Origin of the sequence: Nannocystis sp. RBIL2, from assembly GCF_026626745.1 — a bacterium.
Lineage (GTDB): Bacteria > Myxococcota_A > Polyangia > Nannocystales > Nannocystaceae > Nannocystis.
The window spans coordinates 561,280-579,770 of sequence record NZ_JAPNJW010000001.1; the positions used below are offsets into that span (position 1 = coordinate 561,280).

General features: G+C 72.1%; 14 protein-coding genes. 7 read left to right on the forward strand and 7 right to left on the reverse strand.

Going from position 1 to position 18,491, the window contains the following annotated elements:
* Positions 1 to 4 precede the first annotated feature (4 nt).
* Complete coding sequence (locus OV090_RS02205; RefSeq protein WP_267701782.1) at positions 5 to 1,492, reverse strand: hypothetical protein; 1,488 nt, start codon at positions 1,490 to 1,492, stop codon at positions 5 to 7.
* Positions 1,493 to 1,621: 129 nt separating this feature from the next.
* Positions 1,622 to 3,169 (reverse strand): hypothetical protein, encoded by a 1,548-nt coding sequence (locus tag OV090_RS02210; protein WP_267701783.1) that lies wholly within the window; start codon positions 3,167 to 3,169, stop codon positions 1,622 to 1,624.
* A 366-nt stretch (positions 3,170 to 3,535) separates the two neighbouring features.
* Here OV090_RS02210 and OV090_RS02215 point away from each other — a divergent pair, with 366 nt between their 5' ends.
* Both OV090_RS02215 and OV090_RS02220 read left to right on the forward strand, forming a co-directional pair.
* Positions 3,536 to 5,293 carry a DUF1592 domain-containing protein gene (locus OV090_RS02215; protein ID WP_267701784.1) on the forward strand — a complete coding sequence of 586 codons (1,758 nt, stop codon included), beginning with the start codon at positions 3,536 to 3,538 and terminating at the stop codon, positions 5,291 to 5,293.
* A complete protein-coding gene (locus OV090_RS02220; protein WP_267701785.1) occupies positions 5,290 to 6,633 on the forward strand; it encodes a DUF1552 domain-containing protein in 1,344 nt (447 codons plus the stop codon). Before OV090_RS02215 ends, OV090_RS02220 begins: the two co-directional genes overlap by 4 nt.
* A gap of 181 nt (positions 6,634 to 6,814) precedes the next feature.
* Here OV090_RS02220 and OV090_RS02225 read toward each other — a convergent pair whose 3' ends face one another.
* Entirely contained in the window at positions 6,815 to 7,321 is a 507-nt protein-coding gene (locus OV090_RS02225) for a hypothetical protein (protein WP_267701786.1), read from the reverse strand.
* Positions 7,322 to 8,238: 917 nt separating this feature from the next.
* Between OV090_RS02225 and OV090_RS02230 the strand changes: the two genes are divergently transcribed.
* From OV090_RS02230 to OV090_RS02240, 3 genes are all read left to right on the forward strand, one after another.
* A complete protein-coding gene (locus tag OV090_RS02230) occupies positions 8,239 to 8,838 on the forward strand; it encodes a MerR family transcriptional regulator (protein WP_267701787.1) in 600 nt (199 codons plus the stop codon).
* The gene (locus OV090_RS02235) at positions 8,835 to 11,246 is read left to right on the forward strand and encodes a VIT domain-containing protein (RefSeq protein WP_267701788.1); all 2,412 of its coding nucleotides are present in this window, start codon (positions 8,835 to 8,837) and stop codon (positions 11,244 to 11,246) included. Before OV090_RS02230 ends, OV090_RS02235 begins: the two co-directional genes overlap by 4 nt.
* A gap of 264 nt (positions 11,247 to 11,510) precedes the next feature.
* Positions 11,511 to 12,137: a hypothetical protein gene (locus OV090_RS02240; RefSeq protein WP_267701789.1), complete on the forward strand. Its 627-nt coding sequence runs from the start codon at positions 11,511 to 11,513 to the stop codon at positions 12,135 to 12,137.
* A 74-nt stretch (positions 12,138 to 12,211) separates the two neighbouring features.
* Here the strand turns inward: OV090_RS02240 and OV090_RS02245 are convergent, their stop codons facing one another.
* The 3 genes from OV090_RS02245 to OV090_RS02255 all read right to left on the reverse strand — a co-directional run bounded on the left by OV090_RS02245 (position 12,212) and on the right by OV090_RS02255 (position 15,994).
* The gene (locus OV090_RS02245; protein WP_267701790.1) at positions 12,212 to 13,216 is read right to left on the reverse strand and encodes a hypothetical protein; all 1,005 of its coding nucleotides are present in this window, start codon (positions 13,214 to 13,216) and stop codon (positions 12,212 to 12,214) included.
* A gap of 76 nt (positions 13,217 to 13,292) precedes the next feature.
* Positions 13,293 to 14,345, reverse strand: a complete 1,053-nt coding sequence (locus OV090_RS02250; RefSeq protein ID WP_267701791.1) for a hypothetical protein — start codon at positions 14,343 to 14,345, stop codon at positions 13,293 to 13,295.
* 281 nt (positions 14,346 to 14,626) lie between these two features.
* On the reverse strand, positions 14,627 to 15,994 hold the full coding sequence (locus tag OV090_RS02255) for a DUF4215 domain-containing protein (protein WP_267701792.1): 1,368 nt from the start codon (positions 15,992 to 15,994) through the stop codon (positions 14,627 to 14,629).
* 116 nt (positions 15,995 to 16,110) lie between these two features.
* On the opposite strand from OV090_RS02255, the gene OV090_RS02260 reads away from it, so the two are divergent.
* Positions 16,111 to 16,605 carry a DUF6265 family protein gene (locus tag OV090_RS02260; protein WP_267701793.1) on the forward strand — a complete coding sequence of 165 codons (495 nt, stop codon included), beginning with the start codon at positions 16,111 to 16,113 and terminating at the stop codon, positions 16,603 to 16,605.
* A gap of 125 nt (positions 16,606 to 16,730) precedes the next feature.
* Positions 16,731 to 17,306, forward strand: a complete 576-nt coding sequence (locus tag OV090_RS02265) for a superoxide dismutase family protein (RefSeq protein ID WP_267701794.1) — start codon at positions 16,731 to 16,733, stop codon at positions 17,304 to 17,306.
* A gap of 127 nt (positions 17,307 to 17,433) precedes the next feature.
* Here the strand turns inward: OV090_RS02265 and OV090_RS02270 are convergent, their stop codons facing one another.
* Positions 17,434 to 18,354 (reverse strand): hypothetical protein, encoded by a 921-nt coding sequence (locus tag OV090_RS02270; protein WP_267701795.1) that lies wholly within the window; start codon positions 18,352 to 18,354, stop codon positions 17,434 to 17,436.
* Between the last annotated feature and the right edge of the window lie 137 nt (positions 18,355 to 18,491).

An 18,491-nucleotide genomic window follows, 5' to 3' on the forward strand; every position in this document is an offset into this window, starting at 1 on the left:
CACGTCAGCGGCGGATCCGGGCGATCAGCATGTCCACACCCCCGTGAGGGCCGAGCGTCCCCGAACCGAGGTCGACGTCGCCTTCCGGCGCCGAGCTGACGGCGACCGCCCCCTCGCCCGACCACGCCGCCCGCGGGAATGACATCAGTTGCATTTCGGACCACTCCCAGGTCTGCTCCTCCCCGGCGAACGCCCGCAGGCTGAACGCCGAGTCGGCGACCCCGGCGAACCGCAGCGAGTCCGCCGCGCCGAACGAGAGGTCCAGGACCCGATCGTTGAGCGGCGTGGCGAGATGCTGCGACCCGAGCAATGCGCCCGACGCATCGAGCTCCACGAGCACGGCGTCCTCCGCCGACGCGCCCTCCTCGGGGTCCTCGGGGTTCTCGTTGACGAACTTTTCGTCGCCGATCTCGATCTCGTTGAAGAACGCGCCGCCGACCACCACGCGACCCGTCGCGTCGACCGCGACCGCAGTGCCGTCCTGCCCGCCCGCGCCGCCGAACTGCCGGCTCCACAGGTGCTCTCCGGCCGCGCTGTATTCGGCGACGAGCATGTCGGCGAAGGCATCGGCGGTGAGAGGACCGCCGCCGAGATCCACGGTCCCGTTGAAGGAGCCGGTCACCACGAGCTCGCCGCCCGGCGCGAACGCCAGCGCTCGCCCGCGCGACCCGTCGCCCGAGCTGCCGAATCCTCGCACCCACTGGAACGCGCCGGCGGCGTCGTACGTGACGACGAAGCCGTCGTGGAGCTGGGGCGGCTCGACCGGTCCGCCGCCGAAGTCGGCGCCGATCTCGAACTCGCCGCCGAGCGCGAGCCTGCCGGCGTCGTCGCACGCCATGGCGCGGAACGTCACCCGCGCGTCCTCGCCGAGCAAGGGCACCGAGCGGCTCCAGCGGAGGTCGCCGTCGAAGTCGAACGAGGCGATGTAGGTCTCGTCGAGGGGCCCTCCGCCGAAGTCGAGCGAGCCCGCTGAGGCCCAGCCGTGGATCACGAAGCCGTCGCCGCAGGCGACCAGGCCGGAGACGCCCTGCTCCATCGGTCCGCCGAAGTGGCGCACCCACTGGGGCACTCCCGCGCTCGACAGCTTGATCAGCAGGATGTCGGAGAACTCGCCGGGCTTCACCTCGAACTCACCGATCTTCAGCGTCTGCGCGCCGTCGAACACCCGCAGCTCGACCGCGAGGTAGATGTCGCCGGCCGCGTCGGTGGCGATCCCGTTGACGTACTCGTGCTGCTTGCCGCCGCAGCGGAGGTACCAGTCGACGGCGCTGCCCTGCGGCCCCGCCAGCTGCTCGCATTCGACGCCCACGAGCGGCGGCTCGCCAGTCGTCTCTTCACCGGAGGACGTCGTCGTCGGCGGCTCGCCCGTCGTCGGCCCGGTCGAGGTCGGCTCGCCCTCGCTGTCGGTGTCAGTATCGGACGGCTCTCCGGGACCGCAGGCGGCCAGGAGCGAAGCGACCAGAAGCAATGTCGTGTGATCAAAGTAAGTCATGGTAGTCCCGCGAGCGTAGCACAGCCCCAGGCCCGCGGGCAGTTCGTCCACCGCCTGGTCGACGAGGTGGTCGCTACACGCCACCTATCCCATCGACCAGGTCGAGCGGACGCGCCCGGTATGATCGCGTCAGCGGCGGATCCGCGCGACCACCAGGTCCGACTCGCCGCGGCCGGCCAGCGGCCCCGCCCCGAGGTCGACGGCGTCCGTCGGCGACATCGTGACGACGATCGCGTCCTCGCCGGACAGCGTCGTGAGGGCGTGCGCGAACTGATCTGTCGTCCACTCCCAGCTCGTCTCCTGGCCGACGATCGCGCGCAGCGTGAACGCGTCCGCGGTGAAGCCGGTCATCAGCAGCGTGTCGGCGGCGTCGAACTCGAGGTCGTCGATCGAGTCGTCGTTCATCGTGCCGACGTGCTGCGACCCCAGCACCGCCCCGGCCGGATCGATCTGCGCCAGCACGGCGTCGTAGAGGGTCCCGTGCGCGTCCGGGATCTGGTCCGGGAACACGTTGGTGTACTTGTCGTCGCCGATCTCGACCTCCTCGAGGAACATGCCGCCGAGCGCCACGCGACCGGCCGAATCGGCCGCGATCGCCATGCCGTACTGCAGGCCCCAGCTGCCGACCTGCTGGCTCCACACGTGCTCGCCGGTCGCGCTGAGCTTGGCGATCAGCATGTCGTCCTGGAAGTCGGTCGACAAAGTGCCGCCGCCGAGGTCCACGGAGCCCTGGAACGCGCCGGCCACCACGATCTCGCCGGCCGGCGTGAACGCCAGCGCCCGCCCGCGCGCCGAGGCATCGCCCGTGCTGCCGAACTGCCGCACCCACTGGAACTCGCCGGCGGCGTCGTAGGTGACGACGAAGCCGTCGTAGAGCTCGGGCGCCGCGACCGGTCCGCCGCCGAAGTCGACGCCGCTGCGGAACTCGCCGGTCAGCGCCAGCGTGCCAGCCTCGTCGCACTTCATCGCCGCGAACGTCACGTGCGCGTCGCCGCCGAGCGCCGGCACCGAGCGGCTCCAGCGGAGGTCGCCGTCGCCGTCGAACGAGGCCAGGAACGCTTGTTCGACCGCTCCGCCGCCGAGGTCGAGCGTGCCCGGCTCGGCCCACCCGTGGATCACGAAGCCCTCGCCGCAAGCGACGAGGCCCCAGACGCTCTGGTCCCCGGGCCCGCCGAATTGACGCACCCATGCCGGCACCCCCTCGCTCGACAGCTTGATCAGCAGGATGTCGGACAGCTCGCCGGGCGTCACCTCGAACTCGCCGATCTGCAGCGACTGCGAGCCCGCGAGCACCCGCGTCTCGGCTGCGAGATAGATATTGCCCGCCGCGTCGGTCGCGACCCCACCGAGGTACTCGTGCTGCAGCCCGCCGCAGCGGAGGTACCAGTCGACCGCGCCGTCAGCCGGGCCTGCCAGCCGCTCGCACGCGGCGATCGCGGGCGGCTCGTCGATCGTCGTCTCCTCGCTCGTCGTCTCCTCGCTCGTCGTCGTGCTCGTCGTCGTCGTGCTCGTCGTCGTCGGCCCCTCGGTGGTCGGCCCCTCCGTGGCCGGCCCGGTCGTGGTCGACGTCGGCGGTCCCTCGCTGCTCGCGCCCTCGGTGTCCGCGGGGCCTCCAGGGCCGCAGGCGGCCAGCAGCGACGAAACGAAGAATGGACGTGTACGCTGGAAGTAGGTCATGGCAATGCCGCGAGGGTAGCAAAGTCCGCGCGCCCGCGGCCGCCGCGATCGCGCCCGACATTCCATTGCATGTCTCTTCATACATGTCCTTCCAACCACCTCGTTTGCGAGGGCCGGACATGTCCCCGCGGACATCCACGCCTCGCGCCCTGAGTCGCCGCCACCGGCCCCGCGGCCGCTGCGGCGCCCCGGGCCGCGCCTGCGGACCGCGGGCCCCGACCTCGCGCACGTCGCGGGCGAATCCCCGACCTCCTTTCGCGCGCCGCGTCGCCGCGCTCCGGCTTCGCATTGACGGCCGCGCGCGGCCGGGGCTACGTTGCGAGGGCGTCCGCCTTCGTCTGCGCGAAGCGGGGCGCCTGGAGGTCCATGAGACGCGGTGACTCGCAACCCCTCGGCGTCCTGCTCGCGGCGCTGCTCGGCGCCTCGGCCTGTTATCAGGGCGACAGCGCCAACGCCGACGGCAGCGCCGGCACCACCACCGCCGCCGCCACCGGCGACGACCCCGGCACCACCGCGCCCACCACCACGGCGAGCGACAGCGACGGCGACGAGCCCGACGCCCCGCAGACCGTGCCCGGTCCGACCCTGCGGCGCCTCACCGCCTCCGAGTTCGCCCACGCCATGCAGGACCTGCTCGGCCCCGTCGACCTCGGCACCGTCGAGGCCGACTCCTTGCAAGACGGCTTCTTCGCCGTCGGTGCCGCCCGGGTCGCCCTCTCGCCCGCGGGCGTCGCCAAGTACGAGCAGGCCATCGGCGACGCCACCGCGCAGGCCTTCGCCGACCCCGCGCGCGTGGCCCAGATCCTCCGCTGCGTGCCGACCCAGCTCGCCGACACCGCCTGCATGCGCGACGCCCTCGCCACCTTCGGCCGCCGCGCCTGGCGTCGCCCGCTCACCGGCGTCGAGCTCGAGCGCTACCTCGGCGTCGCCGCTGCGGTCGGCACGGAGACCGGCGACGTCGTCGTCGGTCTGCGCCACGCCGTGTGGGCCCTGCTGCAGGCCCCGCACTTCCTCTACCGCGTCGAGCTCGGCCTGCCCTCGCCCGACGACGACGGCCGCCTCAGGTTCACCTCCTACGAGATGGCCTCGCGCCTGGCCTTCACCCTGTGGAACACCTTGCCCGACGAGGCCCTGCTCGACGCCGCCGAGGCCGACCTGCTGGTCGACGGCCCCGGCGTCGGCGAGCAGGCCGCGCGCATGCTCGCCGACCCGCGCGCGCGCCAGGGCGTCCACAACTTCATCGCCGAGCTCTACGGTTTGTGGGCGCTCGGCGAGAAGGTCAAGGACGACACCCTCTTCCCGCAGTGGACCCCGACCCTCAAGGCGGTCATGCGCGACGAGCTGCTGGCGCGCGTCGAGGACGTCGTGTTCGACCAGCCGGCCGACTTCTTCAGCCTCTACGACGGGCAAAAAGTGTTCGTCAACAACGAGCTCGCCGCGGTCTACGGCCTCGATCCCGTCGAGCCCGACGTCTTCCGCGCCGCCATGCTGCCCGAGGGCAGCCCGCGCCGCGGCCTCATCGGCAGCGCCCTCGTCCTGGCCATGAACTCGCTGCCGGCCCGCACCTCCGCCACCGAGCGCGGCCAGTTCATCGCCGAGTCGCTGCTGTGCCGCACCGTCCCGCCGCCGCCGCCGAACGTCGACACCAACCTCGACGACCCCGACGTCGAAGACCCCGGCCCGCAGACCCTGCGCGAGAAGTTGGAGCCGCACCGCGCCGACCCGTCCTGCTCCGGCTGTCACAACATCACCGACCCGCTCGGCCTCGCGCTCGAGCACTTCGACACCATCGGCCGCTGGCGCGACACCGATCAGGGCCTCACCATCGACGCCAGCGGCGAGCTCGACGGCAAGTACTTCGCCGACGGCGGCGAGCTGGCGCTGCTCCTGCGCGAGCACCCGGTGGTCGCCAACTGCCTCGTGCGCAAGCTCTACACCTACGCCGGCGGTCGCCTGCCGCTGCCGCGCGAGACCGACACCATCGCCGAGGTCGAGGACGAGCTCGCGCTCGCCGGCAACCGCTTCGACAAGCTGCTGCTCGCCCTCGTCACCCACGACGACTTCCGCTTCGCCCACCCCGCGGGCACAGTCGTCGGCGAAGACATCGAAGGAGACAAGCCATGAGCCGCCCCCTCCCGCGTCGCACCGTCCTCCGGGGCATGCTCGCCGGCGTCGCCGTGGCCGTGCCGCTGCCGCGCCTCGCCGCCATGCTCGACGGCAACGGCACCGCCTGGGCCGACCAGACCCCGCTCCTGCCGCGCTACCTGACGTGGTTCTTCGGCAACGGCGCCGACCCCACGCAATGGGTCCCGCAGGCCGTCGGTCACGGCGCCGAGTGGAGCCTCAGCCCCTCGCTCATGCCGCTCGCCGAGTTCAAGCCGTGGCTGTCGGTGCTGTCCGGCTACGAGGTCAAGATCCCCGCGCTCTACGCCCACAAGTCGGCGCCCGCCGCCGTGCTCACCGGCGCCCAGGCGGCCATGAACGGCGACGTCACCGCGCCCTCGATCGACCAGAAGATCGCCGCCCTGATCAACAAGGACACCGCCTTCCCCAGCGGCGTCCACGTCGGCATCAGCAACGTCACCGGCGCCGGCGCGCTCGACTTCAACATCTCCTTCAACGGCCCCAACGCCCCCAACCCGCCCAACTACAGCCCCGCCGATCTGTTCGCCACCCTGCTCACCCTGTCGGGCGCGCAGGAGCCCGACCCCTCGCTGTTCCGCCGCAAGAACATCCTCGACGTCGTCGCCGAGGAGGCCAAGGCGCTGCAGCACCAGCTCGGCGCCGAGGATCGGGTCCGCCTCGATCGTCACCTCGAGGGCATCGCCGAGCTGCAGACCCAGATCGACGCCACCATCACCGCCGCCGACTGCGGCACCCCGATCGATCCCGACGTCGCCTACCCGAACCGCGGCGAGGACGGCTCGATCAGCCTCGACCGCTGCCGCGCCTTCGCCGACCTGCTCGCCTTCGCATGCGCGTGCGAGCTCACCCGCGTGGCCTCGTTCGTGTTCTCGTGCGCCGCCTGCCACGCCCCCTACACCGAGGCCGGCCTCGGCAACGTCACCTTCCACGAGGACTTCGGCCACCGCCTCAGCCCGATGGGCATCGACTACGCGACCGGCGGCTTCCACACCGGCGTCGCCTACGCCATGTCCGGCCTCGCCGAGCTGCTGAAGCGCTTCCGCGACACCCCCGACGTCACCGGCAACCTGCTCGACAACGCGGTCATCTACACCACCTCGTGCGTCGGCCAGCCCTGGGACCACCGCATGGACGACTTCCCGCTGCTCGTCGCCGGCAAGGCCGGCGGCCTGCTGCGCGGCGACCTCCACCACCGCGCCCCCGGCGACAACGCCAGCAAGGTCCCCTTCAGCCTGCTCAAGCTGTTCGGCAGCCCCGAGACGTCGTTCGGCGCCGCCGAAGGCCTCGTCAGCGAGACGATCCCCGAGCTGCTGGCCTGAAGTTTTTTAAGATGTCCCGAGAGACAGCATAGCCTGCCTCTCGGGACATCCTCCGCCACGCCCGCGAGCGGAGCGAGGGTGACGCGCTCGTGCTCGCGGATCGCTCCTCGCGCCCTGCATGGTGGCGCCGACGTACTCGAAATCGGCTGCTTCCGGGAGTTTGATCGAATGGGCGACGCGGCTACCTCTCAAAGCAATCGGTCCCGAGAAGTCCGAGAACCTCACGCTCGTGGACACGCACTTGAGGGAGTTTCGCGGCGAAGCGCGATTCCATGAACTGCCGGGTCGCGCTCTCGAGCGGCCGCCCTCGCAGGACCTGCCGCCGCAGCTCGCGGGCGAGCTGCGGAGTGACCGGTGGCGACGCGCTGGCCTCCGACCTCTGAACGTGACCCGCGGGCACTTCGGCACTGCTACGAAGCGCGGGGGAGCTCGCACCGCTCATGATCGCCTCGGCGGCACGATCGGCCTCGCGCTCGAGCGGATCGTCGACTCGGCCGATGCGGATGTCTTCCGGCCCTTTTGCCGTCATCCCGGCGCTCTCGGATCCGCTCTTCTCGTCGACGTGGAGACTGGCGGTACTGTCGCCCCTGCCCCCCTCGACGGCGCGCTTCGGCGTGGCGGCGTGCCGCCCCGGCAGAGCCGGCGCGCCAGGAAGAGTCCGACGTTGAAGCGGAGCGAAGCTGGTCATCTATTTATCCTCCGGGGTCGACGATGCGTCCATCTCGTGCGGCGAATCCAACCGCAGCGCTCGCTACCGAGACCAGGCGCCACGTCCGCGAGAAACGAAGCACGTACAGGCCGCACCATCATCAGGGCATGCGGTGCATTCATCGGGATCAAGGCGCCGGCGAATGCGCTTTCGCCGTACGTTCCATGTTCAGCCCCATGGCCGGGCGCGGTGTCGCAGCTTATGAACACAACGCCGCTCAGTCTGGCGCTCGACCGCGCCATTGGACGCGGGCGCGATGGGTCATCGGTCATGATGTTTGCGGGCACGTCCCGTGCGGCCACTCGCGTCCGACTTTGCCCGGGCACGGCCCGAGTCTGCGAGCACGCAGCTCCCGAGCGCCCGCGAGCCCCGCCGGTCGCGCCATCGATCTCCTGCAGAAGCGCTTCGCCGCGCCGCTACGAATCGCGGGGCTCACGCGGGCCGCACTCATGAGCGAGCTGACCTTCAACCGCCTTTCGGCGCTCATCGCGGTCGTTCGGCCGCCACATGTCTCTCGGACCATCTCCTCCGACCGCCCGCTCAACATGTCTCCCGGGACCTTTCTCTTTCGCGCTCCGCCCTGTCTCTCGGGACACCTCGAATCGCCCGTCGCCCCGCCTCCCCTGCGACCTTCGGGTCGCTCCCGCCATCTCATGTCTCTTGGGACATCTCCTCCGTCCTTCTCGCCGTCTCTTGGGATACCTCGGAGCGCCCGTCGCCTGCTTCGCCAGGCGGACGCTCCCCGACGCCGTCGCCACCGCCCTCGACTTCCCCACCCCGGCCAGGGCGCGAGCCTTCGCGCTCTCCTTGCTCGAGCTATTTCGAAATCTTGATTATTTTCAAACATTTGAGAAAACATCCTCGACACTGTCATATGACAGTGTCATCCTGTCGCCGTGACCGCCACCTGGACGATCCGCGAGCTCAGCCACGAGGTCGAGCAGCGCCTCGCCGCCGAGGAAGCTCCGGCCAACGGTCAGGTGCGGGCCGTGCCCGACGAGCGCAGCATCCGCTACTACACCACGCTCGGCCTCCTCGATCGCCCGCACCTCCACGGCCGCACCGCCCTCTACGGCCCGCGTCACCTCGCCCAGCTGATCGCCATCAAGCGCCTGCAGGCGGACGGCAAATCGCTCGCCGAGATCCAGCAGCTCCTGCCCACCCTCGACGACGCCGCCCTCGCGCGCACGTCGGGCGTCGCGCTGCACCCTCCGCCGCGCGCCGCAGGCCGCCGCGACTTCTGGCGCGCCGAAACCACGCCCGAGCCGCCCCTCGAAGCCCCGCCCGCCGCACCGGCCCTCACGCCCACGCTCGAGCTCCCGCTCGCCCCCGGCGTCCGCCTCGCCTTCACTGCCGCGCGCTCCGCCACCGACGCCGACGCCGCAGCCCTGCTCGCAGCCGCAGCTCCGCTGCTCGCCGAGCTCGCCCGCCGCCGCCTCGTCGAGCTCCCCGACGCTCTATCCGCTCACCCCGAATCGCAGGAGGACTCCCCATGATACCCACGGCGCTCACCATCGATCCCACGCTCGCGCCCCCGTCCGGCAGCGAGCACGCCTTCGGCCGCCTAGAGACCTCCCACGGCGCTCTGCCCCTCGCCGCGCTGGCGGTCACGGCCCACGTCCACGGCCTCGAGGTCGCCACGGAGATCCAGCAGACCTTCATCAATCACACCGCCGCGCCGATCGAGGCCACGTACATCTTCCCGCTGCCCGATCGCGCCGCAGTCCACGCCTTCCGCATGCAGCTCCGCGATCGCGTCGTCGACGGCGTCATCGACGAGCGCGGCCGGGCCCGCGACATCTACGAGCACGCGATCGCGGCCGGGCAACGCGCCGCGATCGCCGAGGAGGACAGGCCCGGCGTCTTCACCCTGCGGGTCGGCAACCTCCTCCCCGGCGAGCACGCAGTCATCACCCTGCGCACTGTCGGCCCGCTGCCGATCGAGGACGGCGAGGTCACCTGGTCCTTCCCGCTGGTCGTCGCGCCGCGCTACAGCCCCGGCGCCCTGTTGGCCGGCGAGCAGGCCGGCACCGGCACCACCAGCGACACCGATCGCGTCCCCGACGCCTCGCGGATCTCCCCACCCGTCCTCCTGCCCGGCTTCGCCAGCCCCGTGCGTCTCTCGCTCGCGGTCAGCATCGACGGCGCCGGCCTGCCCGTGTCGGGCCTGCGCTCGAGCCTGCACGACGTCTTCGCCGCGCCCGACGGCCACGGCTGGCGCGTCGAGCTGCGCCCCGGCGAGCGCCTCGACCGCGACTTCATCCTCCGCTGGACCCTCGGCGGCGCCGCCCTCGCGAGCGCCGCAGTGTGGGCCCCCGACGCCGACGGCGAGGGCGCCACCGCCATGATCACCCTCGTGCCTCCGGTCGGCGCCGCCGCCGAGGCGCGCCCGCGCGACGTCGTCCTCGTGCTCGATCGCTCCGGCTCGATGGGCGGGTGGAAGATGGTCGCCGCGCGGCGGGCCGCCGCCCGCATCGTCGACACTCTCGGCGAGCGCGACCGCTTCGCAGTGCTCGCCTTCGACGACCGCGTCGAATCACCGCCGAGCCTCGGCGCCCAGCTCGTCCCCGGCAGCGATCGCAACCGCTTCCGCGCCGTCGAGTACCTCGCGCAGGTCCACGAGCGCGGCGGCACCGAGCTCACCCGCCCGCTCGAGCTGGCCACCCACATGCTCGCCGGCGCCGACGAGCGCGACCGCGTCCTCGTGCTCGTCACCGACGGCCAGGTCGGCAACGAGGACGAGCTCCTGCGCCGCCACGGCGCCCACCTGCAGCACGTCCGCGTCTTCACCCTCGGCATCGATCAGGCCGTCAACGCCGGCTTCCTGCGCCGCCTCGCGGCCGTCGGCGGCGGCGCCTGCGAGCTCGTCGAGAGCGAGGAGCGCCTCGACGAAGTCATGGCCAAGATCCACCGCCGGATCGCCACCCCCGTCCTCGTCGACATCAGCCTCGTCGGCGACGGCCTCGATCTCGCCACCCAGGCCCCGCGCCGCCTGCCCGCCGTGTTCGCTGGCGCCCCCCTCGTCATCCACGCTCGCTGGTCCGGCCGCCCGCGCCCCGGCGCCACCGTCGAGCTGCGCGGCCGCCTGCCCGCCGGCACCGAGTACACCCAGCGGCTCCACCTCGACGCCGCGCGCCCAGGTGCCGCGCTCGCTCAGTCGTGGGCTCGCGCGCACATCCGCGATCTCGAGGATCGCTACGCCGCGAGCCCGGCCGACCGCGCGTCGCTCGAGTCGTCGATCCTCGCAGTGTCCCTGCGTCATCAGGTGCTGTCGCGCTTCACCGCCTTCGTCGCGGTCGACCGCGAGGTCGCCAACCCCGGCGGCGCCCCGCGGACGATCACCCAGCCCGTCGAGCGCCCGGCCGGGTGGTCCGGGGGCACCTTCGACAGCATGCCCGCGGACCCCGGGTTCCGCCGCGCGCGGAAGATCGTCGGCGCCATCCAGCTCGAGCGAGGGAGCGCACCCCCGCCACCGCAGCCGCCGGGGATGCCGGCCCGGGCCCCCTCCGCGCCCGCGCCTGCGCCCCTGCCTGCGTCCGCCCGCCTCCGCGCGCCCGCGGCCAAGCAGGAGTCGTCCGACGGCGCGAGCGTCGACGCCGGCCCGTACCTCGCGCGCCTGCTCGACGTCGCCGACGACCTCCTGCGCGCCGCAGGCGGCTCGACCCCGGCGAAGCAGCTGGCGGTGTCGCGTCTGCTCGAGCTGCTCGAGGACCTGCGCACCGTCGGCCTCCACGCCCTCGCCAGCCGCCTCGCGCCGATCGCCGAACGCCTGCGCGCCGCTCTGACCGCCACCGACCTGCTGCAGATCCTCCACGACGCCGTGGCCGCGCTGCGCGACCTCGCCAGAGACAAGAGCAGCCCGCCGCCCCCGCCGCCCGCCAAGCGCAAGGGCTTCTGGCGCTGACTCTCGCCGGGTGAAGCTGTCCCCGGGGACAGCTCAACCACCGCCACCATCCCCTGTCCCCGGGGCACCTCATCAGCCTTCACCATCCCCTGTCCCCTGGACACCTCGGCCGCCTCTGCCATCACCTGTCCCCTGGGGCACCTCATCCGCCTTCACCATCCCTGGCCTCTGGGACACCTCGGCCGCCTCTCCAGCACCTGTCCCCCGGGACACCCAAGTCGCCCTTAAAACCTGTCCCCCGGGACATCTCCCCCCTTCCCCCTCATGACCACCCTCCTCGTCCGCCACCGCACCACCGACCTCGACGCCTGGCAGTCGCTCCACGACCGGCTCGCCGCCGCCGCCCGTGCCCACGGCTGCACCCGCACGCGCTCCTTTCGCCAAGCCGATGACACCCTCGCCATCGCCCTCGAGTTCCCCGCCCCCGCCCAGGCCCGCGCCTTCCTCGCCGATCCCGCCCTGTCCGACTGCCCGCCCGATCGCGTCGTGCTCGAGCCGCTCGGGCGGCCCGCCGCGCGGAAGGCCGTCCTCCTGGTCGGCTTCGAGCCGCGGATCGTCGACTTCAGCAACTACCCCGGCCTCGACGAGGCCAAGCTCCGCGCCGGCCTCGCCGTCTCGCTCGAGACCACCACCGCCGCCGGCTTCGACGCCGAGTGGTGCCTCGTCACCACCGACTGGCGCGAGGTCGAGGCGACCGTGCGCGCGCGCCTCCTCGCCCGCGACTACGCCGCGGTCATGATCGGCGCCGGAATCCGCACCGCGCCCGCTCATCTCTTGCTGTTCGAGCGCCTCATCGACCTGATCCACACCCTCGCCCCGGACGCCCGCCTGTGCTTCAGCACCTCGCCGGACTCCGCCGCCCAGGCCGTCCTGCGGTGGGTCCAGCCGTGATGTCCTCCAGGGCATGCCCCTGAAGACATGCCCTCAAGCACATTTCTGAACGAACATGTCCTTAATGACATGCGTCACTCGTCACAATCGAGCTCGTCCGCCTCGTTCTCGCAGTCCTCGCTCCCATCGCAAGCCCAGTCTTGCGGGATCACCTGATCGCCGCAGTCGAACCCGAGCCCGCACACCCCCACGTCTTCGCGGCCTGGCTGCTCCCCGTCCTCGAAGTAATACGGGTGGCACAGCAGCGCCGCGTCCACGTCCCCGCACTCGGCCTTCGCGTCGGTCGCGGACGCGTCGCAATAGTGCGTGCAGCAGCCGGGCGTCGTGCAGCCGGGCAGCCAGTCCGGTCCCACGCACAAAAGCCCCGGCGCGCACGACTCGAAGTCGCAGGGGTCGCCGTACTGACCGGCCGCCACGGAAGGCGTACACACGAAGCGGCGGCCGTAGGGCGCGCACAGCTCGTCGGCCGCGCAGGACCCAGCGTCGAGCGGATCGCAGTCGGCGTTGTCGCGGCGGATCCGCAGCACCTCGAGCTTCGCGCACGGCTGCTGCTTCGCCGCCGCCTGCGCCTCTTCGGTGACAAAGCAGTAGCCCCGCTCGTCGATCGGGAAGCTCACCGCCGCGGTCATCCGGCTGCGCAGCACCAGCCCCCCGCCGTCCGCCGTCACGCTGACGTCGCGCAGCACCGCCTCGCAGTGATCGCCGACCTGCTCCGGCTCCTGCCACGACTTGCCGCGCCAGCCCTCCTTGTCGTCGCCCGCCAGCCAGTTCCACCCCTCGGGATAGGCCGGGAAGATGTTGGCGTCGCATGCCTCCTGCTCGCACGCCTGCACGTCGTCGCACGGCTCGACGTGGAGCCCGTCGCCCGGGGTCATGCACGCCTGGACGAGCGCCATTCGCTCGCTCCGCGCCTCCAGCACCGACGGTCCCTCGCCCGCGCAGCTGCCCTCGTTCACCGTCCACGCCTCGATCGTGTACAGCCCCAGCAGCGAGCTGTCGTACGGGCTGATGTCCGGCTCCGACCGGCAACCCACGAACACGAGCACCAGGGCCAGCAACCTCTCGCCAGGTCCGCGCATCACGTCCTCCGCGGGGGAAGTAACCTCGACCGCCGGAACAATTGCGGCCCGACGATTTTTTCTGCCGCGCCCCGACCTACAGCGGCCCGAGCGGCCGCAGCCCCAGGTGCATCGCCGCCACCTGGTCCGCGCGGAAGGGCGTCCGACGCAGCGACGCGTCGCGCTGACGCGAGCGGAACAGGTCGACGATGAAGTTCATGCGGTCGGCCAGCGCCGCCCAGTCCGCCGCCGCGCTGCCCTGCGTCGTATCGGGCGTGCGGTCGACCTCGTCCAGCACCGCGCGCAGCTCCGGATCCTCGATCTGCGTCAACGCGGCCGGGAACATCCGCCCGTCGCGCGTCGCCGGCACGTCGCGGCCCAGCGCCAGCGCCCCCTCCGGCAGCTCGATCGTCATCATCCAGCGCGTCAGCAGCGAGCGCGCGACATCGCCGAGGCGCTCGCCCAGCGCCCGCCGCAGCGGCGCCGCGTCGGCCGCCACCAGCACCGCCAGCGGGGCCGACAGCGCCGCCGCGATCGTCGGCTGCAGCCGGATCTGCTCGTGGTAACCGACCAACGTGTTCGCCAGCAGGATCTGCTCCGCCCGCGCCTTCGCCTCGCGCGTCGCCGCGGCCGTCACGTACGCCGCGAACGCCCGCCGCAGCAGCGTCTGGCCGCCGGCCATCGTCGTACCGTCGCCGAGCCCCGCGAACGCCGCCTCCGCCGCCGCGCTTCGCTGCGCCGGCGCCACGTCGAGGACATCGACCAGCGCGCGGAACAGCGGCGCCAGCTCGGCGAACACCATCAAGTTGCCGCCCGCGATCCGCTCGCGCACCTCGCCGTCGATGCGCGCCACCACCCGACCGACCGCCGCGGTGCGGGCCATCCACGGCCGCAGCGCCTCGAGCACCATCTCACCGCGGATGAACCGCCCCGCGCTCTTCGACGCCCACGTCCCGTACGCGCACCAGCTGACGTCCTCGCCGCCGAGCCGGCTCGCCAGCGCGACCTCGAGGCGGTGATACACGTACGTGATCCACAGGTTGCGCTGCACCGGATCCGTCATCGCGCAGGTCTCGGCGATCCGGCCCGCGTCGGGCAGCGGATCGTGCGAGGGCGCGAGCAGCGAGGGCAAACAGATCGACGACGACATGACGAGCCTCTCTCGCGGACAGTGCCCCCCGGCTTCCGATCAATTGCGGCCTGATTCCCGCGAATTCCAGTGATCCGCCGCGCTCCGGCGGACCCCATGCCCTGTCTCGAACGCGTCTCGAATTCGCCGCGCACCATCGGACTCCCCGCATCACGATCGCGGTTCGCCGTGATCCATCACCCCTCGTCCGACCCCACGCCGGTGTCGGTTCATTCACAGTCTTCGATCGGTCCCGCGCAGCGACGGTGACTCCGTTCACCGCGCCTCGATCGTAGCCCGCCTCACTCCGCTCGGAAGCGACGCACCCACACGTTCGCGCCCTGGCCCGGCACCTGCTCGTCGCCCGCCAGCACCACGAAGCCCGGCCCGAACGCCGCCGCCGCGCCGTGGTCCTCCAGGCCGACCCCGCGGTTCGCGTTCACATGGGTCCAGCGCAGCTCGCCGAGCCCCGACAGCAGCGCCCCGAAGATCTCGAGATCGCCGCTCACGCTCGTCACCGCCCCGGCCACGAACACCGCCTCGTTCGCGCCCACCGCCACCCCGCGACCGGCGTCGAAGCTCGCCAGGTGGTCGATCGTCTGCGCCCAGCGCGGCTCGTCGCGCCCCGAGAGCCGGCGCACCGCCACGTCGAACCCCGCGCCCGGCACCGACCCGATCCGCCCCGTCACCAGCACCTCGCCCTCGCTGCCGATCGGCGTCACGTCCGACCACGCCCCCGCGTGGGCCTCGTCGATCTGCGTCGTCGCCAGCGAACCGTCGTGCTCGACCCGCACCAGCAGCGGGTGGAGCACTCCCGCGAGCTCCGCCGCGCCCGCCGCGATCATCTGCGCCCCCGACTCCGCGATCCCGCCCGCGTACGCGTGGCTCGCCGACGCCGCGGTCGTCGTCTTCCACGCCGTCTCGCCGCTCGCCGGATCGTGGCGACGGATCGCCAGGCGCACCTGGTCCCCCGCCTCCGACGCCGTCGAATAGAGCGCCCCGTCGGCCAGCGCCAGCCCGTCGATGCCGCTCGCCCCGGCCGCGGCCGCCGCCTCGCTGAACTTCCACAGGTCCGCGCCCTGGCCCGTGAACGCGCGGATCACCGGCGATCGCACCCCGGCCGCCAGCTCCTCGTGACCGGCCGCGAACACTCGACCCGCCGCGTCCACTGTCACATCGGCGAACGCGTCGTCGAGCCCGGCCGAGTCGATCGTCTTGCGCCACAGCTCGTGCCCGTCGGGCGCCAGCGCCACGATCCACGCGTCGCGCGACTGCACCACCTCCGCCCCGACCACGAACACCCGGCCCTCGCCGTCGATCGCCACCCCGCAGGCCACGTCGTCCTGCCCGGCCCCGCCGTTGTGCGTGTACGTCCAATCGACCGCCGCGATCGGCGTGCAGCTCGCGTCGCAGCCGTCCTCCGCGTCGAGGTTGCCGTCGTCGCAGCCCTCGCCCGCATCGATCACCCCGTCCCCGCACACCGAGGCCGCGGTCGTCGACTCGGTGGCGAGCGGCGGCGGCACCAGCCCGTCCTGGGCGGCCCCGCTGCTGCTCGTCGCGTCCGTCCCCGTCTCGGCCGCGAACGTGTGCCCCGGCGGCGACGACTCGTTGCACGCGACCAGCGCCGAGAGACATGTCCCGAGAGTCATGCGAGCGAGGGCGCGCGCCACGATCCGAATGGTCGCACAGCGCGGCCCGTCGCCGGCCGCGCCGCGCCGTGAGCGGTCGCGGGGCGGTTCGCGGGCACCCGATGACGGAACGCCGCATGTCCGGCTATCGTCGGGCCATGCGCGTCGCTCGGCCGCTCCTCGTCCTCGTCCTCGCGGCCGGCTGCGGCTGCGGTCACGCCGCGGTCGACGAGGCGCTGGCGCCGCTGTGCGGCACCTGGCGGCACGACGACGGCTACTCGGTCACCGAGCACTGGTGGCCGATGCCGGGCGGTCTCCAGGGCCGCAGCGCCCTCGCCGATCCGGGCGGCAAGATCGTCGAGCTCGAGGACATGACCCTCACCGCGCTGCGCGGCGGCCTGACCCGCTACCACGCCGAGCCTTCCGGCCAGGCCCCGACCGACTTCACCGAGGTCCGCGATCCTGCCGTCGTCGCCGCGCCTGACCAGCGCGTGTGGATCTGGGACAACCCCACCCACGACTTCCCGCGCCGGATCGTCTACCGACTCGCCGGCGATCGCCTCACCGCCACCATCTCGAACCCTGACGGCGACCCGGCGCAGCGAGCCGGCAAGACCTGGGAGTACCGCCGCACCGCCGCCTGCGCGCTCTGATCGGCCCCCGCGAGCTCGCCCGATCACCCGCCTCCTCGGCCGCGCACCCCGGGCCTGCGACCTCCGGACTCAGGCGTGCAACGTGCGCGTTTGCACCGGGCGCCGACCTCGATCAGTCTCCCGCCATGACCCGGCTCGCTCTCCCCCTCGCCGCGCTCCCGCTCCTGCTGGGGGCGCCCGGCTGCACACCGGACGAAGCTCCCTCGCCCGACGCCACGGCCACCCTCACCGCGCTGATGAGCAGCGGCGTCAACGGCACCGTGGACTTCACCCAGCTCACCGAGGGCAAGATCCGGGTCGAGGCCGAGATCACCGGCCTCTCGCCCGGCAAGCACGGCATCCACGTCCACGAGTGGGGCGACTGCACCTCGCCCGACGGCGAGTCGGCCGGCAGTCACTTCAACCCCGACAAGACCGACCACGGCATGCCCGGGACCGGCACCCATCACCCGGGCGACTTCGGCAACCTCGACGCCGACGCCTCCGGCACCGCCAAGCTGACGCTCACCATGGACCCGGCCCACTTCTCGATCGCCGGCGGCGACTACAGCGTCCTCGGCCGCGCGATCATCGTCCACGAGAAGCCCGACGACTTCGGCCAGCCCACCGGCAACGCCGGCGCGCGCCTGGCCTGCGGCATCATCCAGTCGACCTCCGGCGACACCGCCCCGATCAAGAACCCCAACCCTCCGGGCGCGTGAGCCCGCGCGCGGCCGTCGGTGGATCGCCGGCGCCGGCCCGCGCTCTCGCGCCTATCTCTTCGGACATGTCCTGAAGGCCCGCTCGTCACGAGCGCGGACCTTCGCAGGGCCGTCCCCACGTCGGCGTCTACGGCGAAGGAACGCCGCAGAAGCCGACGTTTTCGTAGCCGGGCGGGGCCTGGCCCATGTCATACCAGGCGAGACACTCCTGACCCTCGCCCGGGCAGGTGTTCGGCTGCGAGACGTCGCAGAACGGCAAACAGCACCCGGGCGCCATCGGGTCGCACTCCGCTGCAAGTTCGGGCAGCACGCACAACAGGCCTGGATCGCAGGCGTTGACGTACTCGCAGGCGTCGAACACCTGACCCTCCTCGCCGCTCGCGTCGAGGATGCAGCGAAAGCGGTCCGGATCGTTCGGATCGGCGAGGCACAGCTCGCCGCCCGGGCAATCCTGGGCCAGCGGGTCACAGCTGGGGAAGCAGAGGATCAAGCTGGACTCTGCAGCGACCGTGCAGGACGCCTTCGGATCGGGGCACATCGGCGCCTCCGGCGAGCCCGTGCACATCGCCAGGCACGTGCCCATGCCAGTGTCCCAGTCGACGTACCAGCACATCAGGCCGTCGTCGCAGGAGTCCTCGCCGCTGACGCCGCTGTCGAAGACCATGCACGGCTCGTCGACGCCGGCCGGATCGGGCACGAGGTCGAAGCACCCCCAGCTGTTCCACGAGCTGCCGCCGTCGTTCGCGTACGGCATACACTTCTGTCCTTCGGGACAGATCCTGCTCCACGGCTCGCATTCATCGCCCCCCAGGTCGGGCCAGCCCGCGAAAGCGCCACTGTCGTCCGCGCTGCTCCCGACGCGCTCGGCGGAGGTGCCCTCGCTGGCGACCCCGGTCGTCGGCTCCTCGTGGCTCGTCGACGCTACGCTCGTACTCGTCGCCGCCGCGGTCGTCCCCGTCGTCGTGCCCGAGCTCGTAGCTTCGGTGGCGGTCTCGCCGAACCCGTGAGGCCGCAGCGAGCAACCGAGGCCCACGAGTTCGAGCGCCAAGATCCAGGGGCCCGCAGAGCGCGCGCAGCGAAAAACTGGCATTTCGCCGAGCATGATGCCCGATCGGCCTCCAAACAAACAAAAACAAGTCAGCTTTACGAGAATATCGCGCAGAACCGCGCCTCGGTTCGCCGGCC

Bases quoted from the DNA above. Each gene is read 5' to 3' on its own strand.
- OV090_RS02205 (WP_267701782.1), bottom strand. From the start codon at position 1,492: ATGACTTACTTTGATCACACGACATTGCTTCTGGTCGCTTCGCTCCTG.
- OV090_RS02210 (WP_267701783.1), bottom strand. From the start codon at position 3,169: ATGACCTACTTCCAGCGTACACGTCCATTCTTCGTTTCGTCGCTGCTG.
- OV090_RS02215 (WP_267701784.1), top strand. From the start codon at position 3,536: ATGAGACGCGGTGACTCGCAACCCCTCGGCGTCCTGCTCGCGGCGCTG.
- OV090_RS02220 (WP_267701785.1), top strand. From the start codon at position 5,290: ATGAGCCGCCCCCTCCCGCGTCGCACCGTCCTCCGGGGCATGCTCGCC.
- OV090_RS02225 (WP_267701786.1), bottom strand. From the start codon at position 7,321: ATGACCAGCTTCGCTCCGCTTCAACGTCGGACTCTTCCTGGCGCGCCG.
- OV090_RS02235 (WP_267701788.1), top strand. From the start codon at position 8,835: ATGATACCCACGGCGCTCACCATCGATCCCACGCTCGCGCCCCCGTCC.
- OV090_RS02240 (WP_267701789.1), top strand. From the start codon at position 11,511: ATGACCACCCTCCTCGTCCGCCACCGCACCACCGACCTCGACGCCTGG.
- OV090_RS02245 (WP_267701790.1), bottom strand. From the start codon at position 13,216: ATGCGCGGACCTGGCGAGAGGTTGCTGGCCCTGGTGCTCGTGTTCGTG.
- OV090_RS02250 (WP_267701791.1), bottom strand. From the start codon at position 14,345: ATGTCGTCGTCGATCTGTTTGCCCTCGCTGCTCGCGCCCTCGCACGAT.
- OV090_RS02260 (WP_267701793.1), top strand. From the start codon at position 16,111: ATGCGCGTCGCTCGGCCGCTCCTCGTCCTCGTCCTCGCGGCCGGCTGC.
- OV090_RS02265 (WP_267701794.1), top strand. From the start codon at position 16,731: ATGACCCGGCTCGCTCTCCCCCTCGCCGCGCTCCCGCTCCTGCTGGGG.